Source organism: Mammaliicoccus lentus, from assembly GCF_947036595.1.
GTDB lineage: Bacteria > Bacillota > Bacilli > Staphylococcales > Staphylococcaceae > Mammaliicoccus > Mammaliicoccus lentus.
The window spans coordinates 1,168,630-1,182,020 of the sequence record NZ_OX344834.1; the positions used below are offsets into that span (position 1 = coordinate 1,168,630).

The following is a 13,391-nucleotide window of genomic DNA, read 5'->3' on the forward strand; positions in this document are numbered from 1 at the left end:
GTGAAAGCACTTACTCATTATAATAAGCATAAATGAACATAAAATCAATATAAATGAACATTAAAATGTTGACAACGTAATATAAACGAGTTTATGATACCGATATGAACACAAATAAACTTTTGAAAAACGGAGGATGAGCATAAATGAACAATAATATAACTTCTACTGCGTATAGATTAATTAAACCAGGAAAGTTTAAAGAAACAACTATTCAACATGTATTTGGAAACAATGACGTAATTATAAGACCAACTAAAGCAAGTGTATGTCATGCTGACTTGAGATATTATACAGGAAATCGTCGAAAAGAAGCACTAGATAGAAAATTACCAATGGCTTTATTTCATGAAGGTATTGGAGTAGTTGAAGAATCTAATCATGACAAAATTAAAGAAGGAGATAAAGTGGTTATTGTACCTAACATTCCGTCAAGGTTACAAAAAGAAAATGTCGAAAATACTAATTTATTAGACAATTATGATGAAAATGCAGTTTTTATGGGAAGTGGTTATGATGGAATTTGTCAAAGTAAGTTAGTTATTCATGGTGATAACGTCGTTAAAATACCGAAAGAGTTAAATGAAGATGTAGCATTATTAGCTGAATTATGTTCAGTGTCTTTATTCCCAATGAATCAATTGGAAAAACTAACAACTGAGCAATCTCCTAAAATTGCAGTTTTTGGTGATGGTCCCGTTGGTTATCTTGCAGCAACAGCCCTATATTATATATTTGGAATTAAAAAAGAGAATCTAATTGTATTTGGTGCAGTTGAAGAAAAATTAGCAGAATTCTCTAATATAGCTACTACACACTTAGTAAATGATTATCCATTTAAAAAAGAGAATGGAATTCATACAGTGTTTGAATGTGCAGGTGGCAAATTTTCTGAATCTGCGATTAACCAAGCAATTGATTTAATAGATCGACAAGGGCAAATAATCTTAATGGGTGTTACAGAAGATTTAGTAGGTATAAATACACGAGATATTTTAGAGAAAGGATTAACTTTATCCGGCAGTTCAAGAAGTACTAAAAAAGAATTTGAACAATTGATTCAAAGTTTTGATAATCAAGATTATCAAGAAGCACTAAGTAAATTAATTCCTCAATCATATTATGAAATTAATGAAATTAGTGACCTAAACAAAGCAATGGATGATGCTGCAAATAACAGAGATTGGAAAAAAATATATTTAAAATATAATTGGTAAATTGTAAAAAGGGGTGAATATATTGAACTTAAATCAAACAATACTAGGAATGCCACGTAAAATAGCATGGGGTTATATTGGTATTTTAATATTTATGATGGGTGATGGTTTAGAAATTGGTTGGTTAAGTCCTTGGTTACATGGTCAAGGATTTACAATTAAGGAAACAAGCGCATTGTTTGCTAGTTATGGTGTTACAATTGCTATTTCAAGTTGGTTTAGTGGTGTATTAGCTGAGTCGCTTGGCGGTAAGAAAACAATGGCTGTTGGTTTATTTATATATATTATTGGAACAGTTGGTTTTGTAGGAATAGCACTACCAACCAATAACTTAGGAGTAATGATTCCAGCTTATGCATTAAGAGGCTTTGGTTATCCTTTATTTGCATATTCATTCTTAGTTTGGATATCTTATCGTGCAGAAAAAGATAAATTAGGTTCAGCAGTAGGTTGGTTTTGGTTTGTATTTACTGGAGGATTAAATGTATTAGGTGCTGTTTACTCAATTTTTGCTATAGAAGTATTAGGACATGTTAATACGCTTTGGAGTTCTTTATTTTGGGTAGCTCTCGGTGGATTTTTAGCATTAATTATTAATAAAGATACTTTACCAACTAACAAAGGTAATTCAAAAGAAAAAATCGCAGAAATATTTAGAGGCATAACGATTATGAAGGATGAGCCTAAAGTTTTATTAGGTGGTATTGTTCGAATTATTAATACTACTGCTCAATTTGCATTTCCAGTGTTCTTACCAATTTATCTAGCAACTTTTGGCATACCAACTTCTAAATGGTTAGGTGTTTGGTCTGTGATATTTATTTCAAATATTGCATTTAATCTCATTTTTGGAATAGTTGGTGATAAATTCGGTTGGCGAAATACAATTATGTTATTTGGTGGCGTCGGATGTGGTGTTACAACATTATTAATAGGATATATACCTTTATGGACAAATGGCAATTTAGTAATTTTAACAATAGTAGGTATAATTTGGGGAGCGCTATTAGCAGCATATGTTCCTTTATCTGCTTTAATACCATCTCTTGTTAAAAATGATAAAGGAGCAGCATTGGCGGTATTGAATTTGGGTGCTGGTTTACCTGTATTTATAGGGCCAATGATTGTGAATTTATTTATAGATATAGTAGAGGCTAGAGGCGTTATATGGATTTTGGCTATCCTTTATTTCTTTAGTTCAATATTAACTTACTTTATAAAATTGCCAAAATATTAATATAAATAAGTGTAAAAAAGAACAGTAAGTATAGTCTTTTGTTATAATAATAGGAAAAGATTAAATATGGAGATGTTTTTTTATGCTACCAGCAGAACGTGAACAAAATATAATTAATTATTTAAAACAAAATAAAAAGGCGACGGTACATGAATTATCTATTTCATTTAATGTCCATGAAGCTACTATTCGTAGAGATTTAAAAAGTTTAGAACAATTTAATCAGATAAAAAGGACTCATGGGGGCGTAGTTTTACGTAGTGACGAAGTAGTTGATGAGTTAGATTTTCACGACAGAGAATCTAGTTATATAATTGAAAAGGAGTGTATTGGTAAAAAAGCAGCTGAATTTGTCGAAGAAGGAGATACTATTATAATTGATTCCGGATCTACGACTTTTCAATTTGCTAAACAACTAATCAACAAGTCAGAATTAACAATAATTACTAACGACATCCATATAGCGTCTATATTAAAATCTTCACAAAATAAAGTGATTGTCACGGGTGGAATACTATATAAAGATAACTATATATTAAATGGATATATAACTAATGAGGTTTTAAGTGGTTTGAATCCAACAAAATTATTTTTAGGAACCCCTGCTATACACTATAATCATGGTGTTACACATTATAGCGAAGAACTTTCACCAGCTAAAAAAATAATGGTTAAACAATCTAAGGAAGTTTTTCTTCTAACTGATAGTTCTAAGTTTGATAAAGTTTCATTACATAATATTTGTTCACTTTCTAAAATAGATACATTAGTTACTGATAATACAAATAATAATTATGATTATGAAAAGTACAAACAAAATATAAAACAATTTATTAAAGTTGATGTACAAAAATAAAAAATCTAAGTTACTATAATGAAAAAGACAAATCTGATATTAATTCAGATTTGTCTTTTATAATTTAAACAATCTTAGTTCCATGTACTTCATCAAACGGTATGTCGTTAAGTAACGTTTGTAAATTATCTTTATTAAGTCCGCCACCTGGCATAATTGTGATGTTGCCTTTTGAATGCATTAGCAATTTACCGAGATGGAATACGTTATCAAAGACTGATTGATCACTTGGGCCGCCATGTGTTAACAAGCGCTCAAAGCCGTGGTCAATTAGCCAATCAAGAGACTTTAATTGAATATATGGATTGATTAAATCAAATGCCATGTGACATACTGCGTGTGTATCTCCGCATGTTTCTTTTAAAGCATCCATTTTCCATTCATCGAGTTGTTCATTTTCATCTAAACAACCAAAAACAAATGCGTCTACATTTAAAGTTTTAAGTTGAATAATATCTTGTCTCATTACTTCATATTCAAAATAATCGTAATTAAAGTCTCCACCCCTAGGCCTAATCATAACAGCAACTTGTACATCATTTTGATGACATAACTCAGTTGCAATTTTAACCATACCATAGCTAGGTGTAGTGCCACCTACAGATAAGTTATCGCATAATTCTATACGATTTGCTCCGTTTTTAATCGCATGGTTAATTTGTTCAATTGTTTCAACGCAAGATTCTTTTATCATTTTTCATAACCTGTTAAAAATTCATGGCCGTCTTTTGTTACAACAATATCGTCTTCAATTCTAACACCAGCTACTCCAGGAACATAAATGCCTGGTTCAACAGTTAAAACCATACCTTCTTTAAATGTATCTGTGTTAACGCTAGAAATATCAGGGAATTCATGAACACTTAATCCTAAACCGTGACCGAGTCTATGTGGGAAGTAATCACCATATCCAGCATTACTTATAATATCTCGTGCTACTTTATCACATTCAGAGATTTTAACGCCTGGTTTAATAATATCAATTGCTTTTTTATTTGCTTCTAATACAATGTTATAAATTTCTTGAGCTTTTTCAGGCGGTGTACCAAATGCTATTGTTCTTGTAATGTCCGAGCAGTAACCTTTGTATATAACACCTAAATCAAATAAAACATATTCATTGTTTTGTAATTTTCTATCTCCCGGGGTACCATGTGGTGCTGCTGCGTGATCTCCGAATAATACCATCGTATCAAAGCTCATTTTTGAAATCCCATGTTGTTTCATAGTTGTTTCAATATGATTAAGTACTTCGATTTCAGTTACACCTTCAGCCAATTTTTCGGCACCAGCTTTAATTGCTAAATCTGCATATTTAGCCGCTTCATGCAATAATTCAATTTCATTTTGAGTTTTAATGTTTCTTACATCTTTCAACACTTGATCAATATCTTCGAATTTTTCAACATTAAAAGCTTTTTCTACTTCGCGAAAACGTTTAACAGATAAATGTTCGGATTCAATAGCGAAAGTTTTATAAGTTCTTTCTTCAATTAAGTCAAAAGCTGATTCAGTATCTAAATATCCAACGATATCCCCTTTGAACCCAGCATTTTTAGCTTCTTCAACTTCCATTTTTGGACAAAATAGTGTTTCTTCTCCGTCTTTTGTAATTAATAAACTAAATAAACGTTCATGAGGTTCAGATAAATAACCAGTTAAATAAAAAATATTTAAAGGTGTTGTTATCCATGCAGCATCTACATTTTTCTCATTTAAAAACGTTGTAATTTCATTGTGTTTCATAATTCAGCCTCCCAATTATCTTTCGTACATCATTATTCTAGACTTCCTGCTTAATAAATTCAAATTTAGGGTATATAATATAGAGAAAAGATATTGTGAGGAGGGAAATTCATGAAAGTATCATTTCATGGTCAATCAGTTATATATTTCGAAAGTAAAAATCATAAAGTGATTGTAGACCCATTTATATCTGGCAATCCTATGAGTGACTTAAATGTAGATGAAGTAGAAGCAGATTATATCATATTGACACACAGTCATGGCGACCATATTGGGGATACAGTAAATATTGCTAAAAGAACAGGTGCACTAGTTATTGCATTACCAGAAGCAATTGATTATTTATCTAATAAACATGGACTTGAAAACCTACATCCAATGAATATTGGTGGGAACATTGAATTTAATTTTGGTAAAGTAAAATTTGTTCAAGCATTCCACAGTAATAGTTTTACAGAAGAAAATGGCGAAATAATTTATTTAGGAATGCCTGCAGGTATTGTTCTAGAAACTGAAGGTGGCACAATTTATCATACAGGTGATACAGGTTTATTCAGCGATATGAAGTTAATAGCTGATAGACATCCTGTTGATTTATGTTTTGTACCAATCGGTGACAACTTTACAATGGGCATTGATGATGCAAGTTATGCCATCAATGAGTTTATCAAACCTAAAAAAGTCGTTCCAATCCATTACGACACATTTGATTTAATTAAACAAGATCCAAAAGAATTTGAAAAAGCTGTAACAAAAGCAGAAGTTCATATTTTAAAACCAGGTGAACATGTAGAATTATAATTAATATAAGAGGCTGAGACATAAATAAATGTCCCAGTCTCTTATATTTTGTTAATGATTCTTTCTTATGTAAACATATCTTTTAATCTCTCAAGAATGTATAATATAATTAATTCATTATAATCGATAGAGGGTATAAAACATGACGAAACATGAACAAATAATAAAGTACATTGAATCGTTATCTGTTGGACATAAAATCTCTGTCAGACAGATTGCTAAAGATTTAAATGTTTCAGAAGGTACTGCATACAGGGCGATAAAAGAAGCTGATAATAAAGGGTTAGTAGCATCAATTGATAGAGTAGGTACAGTTAGAATTGAAAGAAAATCAAGAGAACAAATTGAAAACTTAACTTTTAATGAAATTGTGAAAATAGTAGATGGACAAGTTTTAGGTGGTAAACAAGGCTTACATAAAACCTTATCTAAATTTGCAATTGGTGCTATGGAAATCAAAGATGTTGTTAAATACTTAACGATGAATACATTGCTTATAGTCGGTAATAGAGCAGATGTTCAAATGGAAGCGTTGAAAAGAGGTTCAGCCGTATTAATAACGGGTGGATTTGAAGCGGATGATGACATTATCGAATATGCCAATGAGCATGATTTACCTATAATATCTTCTAATTATGATACGTTTTTAGTAGCCAATGCAATCAATCGAGCTATTTATGACCAAATGATTAAAAAAGAAATTCTTATGGTAGAAGATATCATGATACCAATTGAAGAAACTTCTTATTTATTTGATAACCAAAAAGTGAGAGATTGGAACGAAATGTCACAACAAACTTCTCATACTAGATTTCCAGTTGTCGATAATGAACTAAAGGTCATCGGTATTTTAACGAGTAAAGATATTGTTAATGAAGAGCCAGATAAACAGATTAAAGCTTTAATGACTAAAGCACCAATCGTTGCGCATTTAAATACAACGATAGCTACATGTGCTCATTTGATGATTTGGGAAGGTATTGAATTGTTACCAGTTGTCTCAAATACGAAAGAATTAATTGGTATAATCTCAAGAGAAGATGTGTTAAAGACAATGCAACTGATGAGTAGACAGCCTCAGATAGGAGAAACAATTCATGATCAAATTGCTAAACAAATTAGTATGGAGAACGGCAAAATAAAAGTTAATATTTCTCCACAACTTACAAATCAATTTGGTATGATGACGAAATCAATTTATATAGCAGTAATAGAAGAAGCACTTAGATATGAAGTGAGAAAATTGAAGAAATCAGAGTTGATGATTGAACATATAGACATTTATTATTTTAAAACGGTACAAATTGATGAAGAAGTTACTGTTAATATATCAGTTTTAGATATGGGCAGGTTGTCTGCTAAATTTGAAATATCTATGATGAATGGTAATAATACTGTTGCGAAAGCATTGTTGATGTGTCAATTACTAGATAAATAAAAAAGTCTGGAAAACAATAAATGCTCCAGACCAAAGAAAAATATTGGCAATAGATGACTGAACTGAAAATGCACTTATATCAAGCTTTTCAATTCTAATCATTCTTGCCGGGGTGGGGCAACGAAACCTTTTTAGTAAAATGAGGTTTCTGTCCCACTCCGTTTTTAAGATGATTGATTACGTTTTTTTCGTTCGAATTCTTCCCAAGCTTTGTTCTCAATCGGTAAATTACCTTTAAAGTATTTACTTGCTTTATGTCCATAGGTAATATTAACAATACCAAAGAACACCAATACTAAGACAATTATGTAAGTAACTAAAGTTGGAAACAAAAGTACTTGGTCTGCTGAGAATGCTATTAAGAAGATACCAAAGAAAAATCTCGCACGTTCTTTATGATATGCTTTTCTAACATCTCTTTTTGTTCTGAATGAACGGGCAAAGTTTAAAATAGTAAAAATTAAAGCGAGAATCATTACGGTTACGGATAACGCAACCAATACGGACATAATTTCAGGTGACATAGTTTAATCCTCCTACCAAGAAGCATTATATCAATTTATAAAATATAAGTAAATATATAGAAAGAGGGACCAATATGAATGACATTTTAAATAAAATTAAAGAATACGAAACAATAATTATACATAGACATGTAAGACCAGACCCTGATGCTTACGGCTCGCAACTAGGACTGAAATATATTTTAGAAGAAGCTTTTCCCGAAAAAAATATTTATGCAGTTGGACAATCAGAACCTTCATTAGAGTTTATTGGTGAATTAGACAATATTGAGGATGAAGTATACCAAAATGCTTTAGTAATAATTTGTGATACGGCAAATGAACCAAGAATCGATGATAATCGATTTAAACTAGGTAAAGAGCTCATTAAAATAGATCATCATCCACCAGTTGATTCATATGGCGATATTAATTATGTTAACACTGAAGCTTCTTCAACAAGTGAAATTATTTATGATTTAAATCAAGAGTGGAATTTAAACCAATCTGAAATTAATACAAAAGCAAGTCGTGTATTATATTTAGGTATAGTAGGAGATACTGGTCGTTTCTTGTTTGATAATACGACACCTCATACTATGGAAGTAGCCGCTTCACTTATGACTAAAGAATTTAACCGCAATGAAATGCTTAATCAACTTAGTGAACGTGAACCAAAGCTATTACATTTTCAAGGGTACATCCTTCAAAACTTCAACTATGATGGAAACGGATTTTGTTATATAAAAATAACGAAAGATATATTAGAAAAATTTGATATTTTACCAAATGAAGCATCATTATTTGTCAATGCAGTTGCAGATATTAAAGGTGTGAAAGCTTGGGTGTTTGCAGTCGATGAAGGAAAAGAAATTAGATGTCGCATTAGATCTAAAGGTATAAAAATAAATCATATTGCGGCAAAATACAATGGTGGAGGACACCCTAATGCATCAGGTGCTTCTGTATACAGTTGGGAAGAGTTCGATGAATTAGCTAGAGATATTAAATCTGAAATATAGGAGGTAAAGCGCATGGTAAGTCATTTAAATATTCATTCGTCATTTGATTTGTTGAATTCTAGTTTGAGAATTCCAGATGTTATTAAAAAGGCTAAAAATGAAAATTATCAAGCGCTTGCTATAACAGATTTAAATGTCATGTATGGAGCTTTGCAATTTTATGATGAATGTTTAAAACAAGGTATTAAACCTATATTTGGTTTGACCATTTATTTAGATGATCAATTAAATGAATTAGAATGTGTGTTGTTAGCCAAAAATCAATCTGGTTATCAAAATTTAGTTAAATTATCTTCAGCGATATCTCTTAAAGAAAGACATTCAACGCCAATCGAGTGGTTAAATACTTATTCAGAAGGTTTAATCATAATAGGTAAAAACTTAAATATTGATAATGAACATTTATTCCATTCAATAAAAATATCTGACCAAGACAAGTACATATCCCATGATTCATCAGTTGAAGAAAATTATAAAAAAGTGTATATGCAATCGGCTTTATATTTAAATGATGAAGATAGCGATAGTTTAATTGCATTAAATGCTATTAAAAATAATGAAAAATTAACAATATCTGATTTTAATACGCATTTAAACCAACATTTTTTAACTATGGAAGAATTAAGCCAAATTGACGTCTCATCTAAATTTATCAAAACAACTGATGAAATAGCTGAAAAATGTAATGTACAAATTCAATACCATCAAGATTTATTGCCGAAGTATGTTACGCCAAATGGCAAAGATAGTGATACTTATCTGTGGGAATTATTGATGAACAATAAATCAAACTTTCCACAATTTAATGACACTTATGCTGAAAGGTTGAAATATGAGTATGACATTATAGTATCCATGGGATATTCAGATTACTTCCTTATAGTGAGTGACTTAATAAATTATGCGAAATCAAATGATGTGTTAGTTGGTCCAGGGCGTGGCTCTTCAGGTGGTTCGCTCGTAAGTTATATACTAAATATTACGACATTGGATCCTATTGAATATGACCTATTATTTGAGCGTTTTCTAAATCCAGAACGTGTAACTATGCCGGATATTGATATTGATTTCCAAGATACGAAGCGGGATAAAGTTATTCAATATGTCCAAGAGAAGTACGGTGATAATAGAGTAGCAGGTATAGTGACTTACGGTCATTTGCTAGCACGAGCAGTTGCCAGAGATGTAGGTAGAATATTACAATTTGATGAACCAACTTTAAATTATATATCTAAGTTAATACCACACAAGTTAGGTATAACTTTAGACGAGGCATATGAAAGTGATGAATTTAAACAATTCGTCAGTAAAAACCATTTAAACGAAAAATGGTTCCAATTATGTAAACAATTAGAAGGTTTACCAAGACATACTTCGACACACGCAGCAGGTATCATTATAAACGATCAACCTTTACATGAATTTGTACCGACAATGATGGGAGATACAGGTGTATTAACACAATGGACGATGACAGAAACTGAAAAATTAGGTCTGTTAAAAATCGACTTTTTAGGATTAAGGAATTTATCAATCATTCAGCAAGTTGTGAATCAAGTTAAGTATCAAGAAAAAACTGAAATTGATATCGAAAATATACCTTATGATGATCAAAAAGTATTTCAACTATTATCACGTGGAGAAACTACTGGAATATTCCAACTAGAATCTCAAGGTGTAAGAAGTGTGTTGAAAAGGTTAAAACCTGACCATTTCTTAGATATAGTAGCAGTGACTTCTTTATATAGACCAGGACCTATGGAAGAAATACCTACTTATATAAAAAGAAGAAGAAAAGTTGAACCAATTGAATACTTGCATCCTGATTTAGAAGAAATCTTAAAGTCTACATATGGTGTTATTATTTATCAAGAACAAATTATGCAAATAGCTAGTAAATTTGCTGGTTTCTCCTATGGTGAAGCTGATATTTTAAGAAGGGCTATGAGTAAGAAAAATAGATCTGTTCTTGAAAATGAAAGAAAACATTTTATAAATGGGAGTTTAAGTCGTGGTTATGAAGAACAAACAGCTATTAAAATTTTTGATTTAATTTTAAAATTCGCTGATTATGGTTACCCTAAAGCTCATGCTGTCGCATATAGTAAAATAGCTTACATTATGACTTATTTAAAAGTGCATTATCCTACTTACTTTTATGCATCTATTTTATCTAATGTAGTTGGTAATGAAAATAAAACTGAACAAATGGTTACAGAATTAAAAAGGATAGGTGTAAAAATTTATCCGCCATCTATTAATCATAGTGAATGGTTCTACAAAGCAACCAAAACTGGTATATACACATCTTTAGGTGCAATTAAAACTGTCGGTTATCAAAGCGTAAAGAGTTTAGTAGAAGAAAGAAAGTATAGAGGACCTTATAAAGATATGTACGACTTAGTGCATAGGCTACCAAATAAAGTTAAGAATAAAAAACTAATTCAAGCACTTATTTATGCTGGGGCGTTAGATGATTTTAAGCAAACTAGAGCAACAATGCTACAGTCTTTAGATGATGTTTTCGAAAGTAGCGCATCTGTTGGAGATGCGAATAATTTACTTTCAGAGTTGGGTTTAAATGTTAAAAAAGAATTTAAAGAAGTAGAAGAAATGCCTAGTTTAATGAAAAGTGAATATGAAAAAGAATATTTAGGATTTTATGCTACAGAACATCCTATCTTAACATTATTTAAGCAGCATCAATATTTAACGATTTATCCAATTAGAGTACAAAACGATAAAGTGCCAATGCTTGTTATGATTGCTTCTTTAAGAAAAATAAGAACTAAAAAAGGACAAAACATGGCATTCGTTAATTTAATTGACGGCATTAATGAAGTTGAAGGCGTTATTTTTCCGGATACGTATAAAAAAATTGAAACAATGAATATAGAAAATAAACCTTTAATTATTCAAGGTAAATTCGAAAACAGAAACGGTAAAATGCAAATAATTATCAACCAAATAGATTTATTAGAAGATTATAAAGAGTACAAAATCAAAACAACTTCTGAATTAGTTGTTCGAAATGTATTTGAACTTAATGATTGGGTTACGCAAAATCATAAAAGTGGCATTAAAGTAACTTATTTTAATGACGAAGATTATACATCTCATAATATGGGTTATTTAAATTCTGATAAAGGAAATATTAAAGATTTTATCGATATGATAGGTTACGAAAATATACGATTGATATAGGCTTTATTAATCAATTAAATTATGATATAGTATTCTCCATGGTGGTCTGACCACTATGGAGAATTTTTTAATTAAAAATAGGAAATTTCATGTATAATATATTGGGAGATACATATAATAACGAAGGGATGATTATATTGTCATTAAGAGACGATGCTTTATACATGCACAAAGAAAAACAAGGAAAATTAGGCGTTTACGCAAAAGTTAAAGTCACAAATAAAGAAGAATTAAGTTTAGCTTATTCTCCAGGGGTAGCTGAACCATGTAAGGACATTCATGAAGATGTCCGCAAGGTTTATGATTACACAATGAAATCTAATGCAGTAGCTGTTATAACTGATGGTACAGCTGTTCTTGGATTAGGGGATATTGGTCCAGAAGCAAGTATACCGGTAATGGAAGGTAAAGCTGTATTATTTAAAAGTTTTGCTGGAGTAGATGGTATTCCAATTGCATTAAATACAGTTGATGTAGATGAAATCGTAAATACAGTGAAGTTACTAGAGCCAAATTATGGTGGCGTAAACCTAGAAGATATTTCAGCTCCAAGATGTTTTGAAATTGAAGAAAGACTAAAAAAAGAAACAAAAATACCAGTTTTTCATGATGATCAACACGGAACTGCAATTGTTACAGTTGCAGGCTTATTAAACGCGCTTAAATTGACAGATAGAGATTTAGCTGACATCAAAGTTGTATTAAACGGAGCAGGTGCAGCAGGTATCGCAATTATCAAACTTCTATACAGTTATGGTGTTAGAAATATGATTATGTGTGATTCTAGAGGTGCAATCTTTGAAGGTCGTGAATATGGCATGAACCCTACTAAAGAATTTGTAGCTAAATGGACTAACAAAGATAAAATTGAAGGTAAATTAGAAGATGTCATTAATGATGCTGATGTCTTTATTGGTGTGTCTGTAGAAGGTGCTCTAACTAAAGATATGGTTGACACTATGGCTGAAGATTCAATTATCTTCGCAATGGCAAATCCAGTTCCAGAAATCATGCCAGATATAGCTAAAGAAGCAGGAGCAAAAGTAATCGGTACAGGTCGTTCTGACTTTCCAAACCAAATTAATAATGTCCTAGCATTCCCTGGTATATTTAGAGGTGCATTAGATATTCGTGCGACTCATATTAATGAAGAAATGAAACAAGCAGCTGTTGAAGCAATCGCTAACTTAGTTTCAGATAAAGAATTAAACGCTGACTATGTCATCCCAGGCCCATTCGATCCTAGAGTAGCACCATACGTAGCAAAGGCGGTAGCTAAAGCAGGAATGGAATCAGGCGTTGCACGTATTGAAGTAGATATAGATGAAATTGAACGTAAGACATATGAACTAGCAGATTTATCATAA

Annotated in this window: 11 protein-coding genes; 8 read left to right on the plus strand and 3 right to left on the minus strand. The window is 31.1% G+C overall.

Annotated elements, in window-relative coordinates:
* Positions 1–146 precede the first annotated feature (146 nt).
* The 3 genes from ACNMOQ_RS05840 (at position 147) to ACNMOQ_RS05850 (ending at position 3,310) form a co-directional block, all read left to right on the plus strand.
* Entirely contained in the window at positions 147–1,217 is a 1,071-nt protein-coding gene (locus ACNMOQ_RS05840; protein WP_416350340.1) for an alcohol dehydrogenase catalytic domain-containing protein, read from the plus strand.
* A 49-nt stretch (positions 1,218–1,266) separates the two neighbouring features.
* On the plus strand, positions 1,267–2,454 hold the full coding sequence (locus ACNMOQ_RS05845; RefSeq protein ID WP_275589329.1) for an MFS transporter: 1,188 nt from the start codon (positions 1,267–1,269) through the stop codon (positions 2,452–2,454).
* An 82-nt stretch (positions 2,455–2,536) separates the two neighbouring features.
* Positions 2,537–3,310 carry a DeoR/GlpR family DNA-binding transcription regulator gene (locus tag ACNMOQ_RS05850; RefSeq protein WP_416350341.1) on the plus strand — a complete coding sequence of 258 codons (774 nt, stop codon included), beginning with the start codon at positions 2,537–2,539 and terminating at the stop codon, positions 3,308–3,310.
* Positions 3,311–3,374: 64 nt separating this feature from the next.
* Here ACNMOQ_RS05850 and ACNMOQ_RS05855 read toward each other — a convergent pair whose 3' ends face one another.
* Positions 3,375–4,004 carry a copper homeostasis protein CutC gene (locus ACNMOQ_RS05855; RefSeq protein ID WP_017000640.1) on the minus strand — a complete coding sequence of 210 codons (630 nt, stop codon included), beginning with the start codon at positions 4,002–4,004 and terminating at the stop codon, positions 3,375–3,377.
* The gene (locus ACNMOQ_RS05860; protein ID WP_064211084.1) at positions 4,001–5,059 is read right to left on the minus strand and encodes a M24 family metallopeptidase; all 1,059 of its coding nucleotides are present in this window, start codon (positions 5,057–5,059) and stop codon (positions 4,001–4,003) included. Before ACNMOQ_RS05860 ends, ACNMOQ_RS05855 begins: the two co-directional genes overlap by 4 nt.
* Positions 5,060–5,167: 108 nt before the next feature.
* Here ACNMOQ_RS05860 and ACNMOQ_RS05865 point away from each other — a divergent pair, with 108 nt between their 5' ends.
* Together ACNMOQ_RS05865 and ACNMOQ_RS05870 are read left to right on the plus strand one after the other, a co-directional pair.
* Positions 5,168–5,857 carry a metal-dependent hydrolase gene (locus ACNMOQ_RS05865; protein ID WP_017000642.1) on the plus strand — a complete coding sequence of 230 codons (690 nt, stop codon included), beginning with the start codon at positions 5,168–5,170 and terminating at the stop codon, positions 5,855–5,857.
* Positions 5,858–5,999: 142 nt separating this feature from the next.
* Entirely contained in the window at positions 6,000–7,295 is a 1,296-nt protein-coding gene (locus tag ACNMOQ_RS05870) for a DRTGG domain-containing protein (RefSeq protein ID WP_017000643.1), read from the plus strand.
* A gap of 164 nt (positions 7,296–7,459) precedes the next feature.
* Here the strand turns inward: ACNMOQ_RS05870 and ACNMOQ_RS05875 are convergent, their stop codons facing one another.
* Entirely contained in the window at positions 7,460–7,819 is a 360-nt protein-coding gene (locus ACNMOQ_RS05875) for a YtpI family protein (protein WP_064204351.1), read from the minus strand.
* Between the two features lie 74 nt (positions 7,820–7,893).
* Here ACNMOQ_RS05875 and ACNMOQ_RS05880 point away from each other — a divergent pair, with 74 nt between their 5' ends.
* The 3 genes from ACNMOQ_RS05880 (at position 7,894) to ystJ (ending at position 13,391) form a co-directional block, all read left to right on the plus strand.
* Entirely contained in the window at positions 7,894–8,820 is a 927-nt protein-coding gene (locus tag ACNMOQ_RS05880) for a DHH family phosphoesterase (RefSeq protein WP_017000645.1), read from the plus strand.
* Between the two features lie 12 nt (positions 8,821–8,832).
* Entirely contained in the window at positions 8,833–12,024 is a 3,192-nt protein-coding gene (locus ACNMOQ_RS05885) for a DNA polymerase III subunit alpha (protein WP_135020692.1), read from the plus strand.
* Between the two features lie 137 nt (positions 12,025–12,161).
* Entirely contained in the window at positions 12,162–13,391 is a 1,230-nt protein-coding gene (gene ystJ / locus ACNMOQ_RS05890) for an NADP-dependent malic enzyme (protein ID WP_070044736.1), read from the plus strand.

Bases quoted from the DNA above. Each gene is read 5' to 3' on its own strand.
- ACNMOQ_RS05850 (WP_416350341.1), top strand. From the start codon at position 2,537: ATGCTACCAGCAGAACGTGAACAAAATATAATTAATTATTTAAAACAA.
- ACNMOQ_RS05855 (WP_017000640.1), bottom strand. From the start codon at position 4,004: ATGATAAAAGAATCTTGCGTTGAAACAATTGAACAAATTAACCATGCG.
- ACNMOQ_RS05880 (WP_017000645.1), top strand. From the start codon at position 7,894: ATGAATGACATTTTAAATAAAATTAAAGAATACGAAACAATAATTATA.
- ACNMOQ_RS05865 (WP_017000642.1), top strand. From the start codon at position 5,168: ATGAAAGTATCATTTCATGGTCAATCAGTTATATATTTCGAAAGTAAA.
- ACNMOQ_RS05845 (WP_275589329.1), top strand. From the start codon at position 1,267: ATGCCACGTAAAATAGCATGGGGTTATATTGGTATTTTAATATTTATG.
- ACNMOQ_RS05885 (WP_135020692.1), top strand. From the start codon at position 8,833: ATGGTAAGTCATTTAAATATTCATTCGTCATTTGATTTGTTGAATTCT.
- ACNMOQ_RS05840 (WP_416350340.1), top strand. From the start codon at position 147: ATGAACAATAATATAACTTCTACTGCGTATAGATTAATTAAACCAGGA.
- ACNMOQ_RS05870 (WP_017000643.1), top strand. From the start codon at position 6,000: ATGACGAAACATGAACAAATAATAAAGTACATTGAATCGTTATCTGTT.
- ACNMOQ_RS05875 (WP_064204351.1), bottom strand. From the start codon at position 7,819: ATGTCACCTGAAATTATGTCCGTATTGGTTGCGTTATCCGTAACCGTA.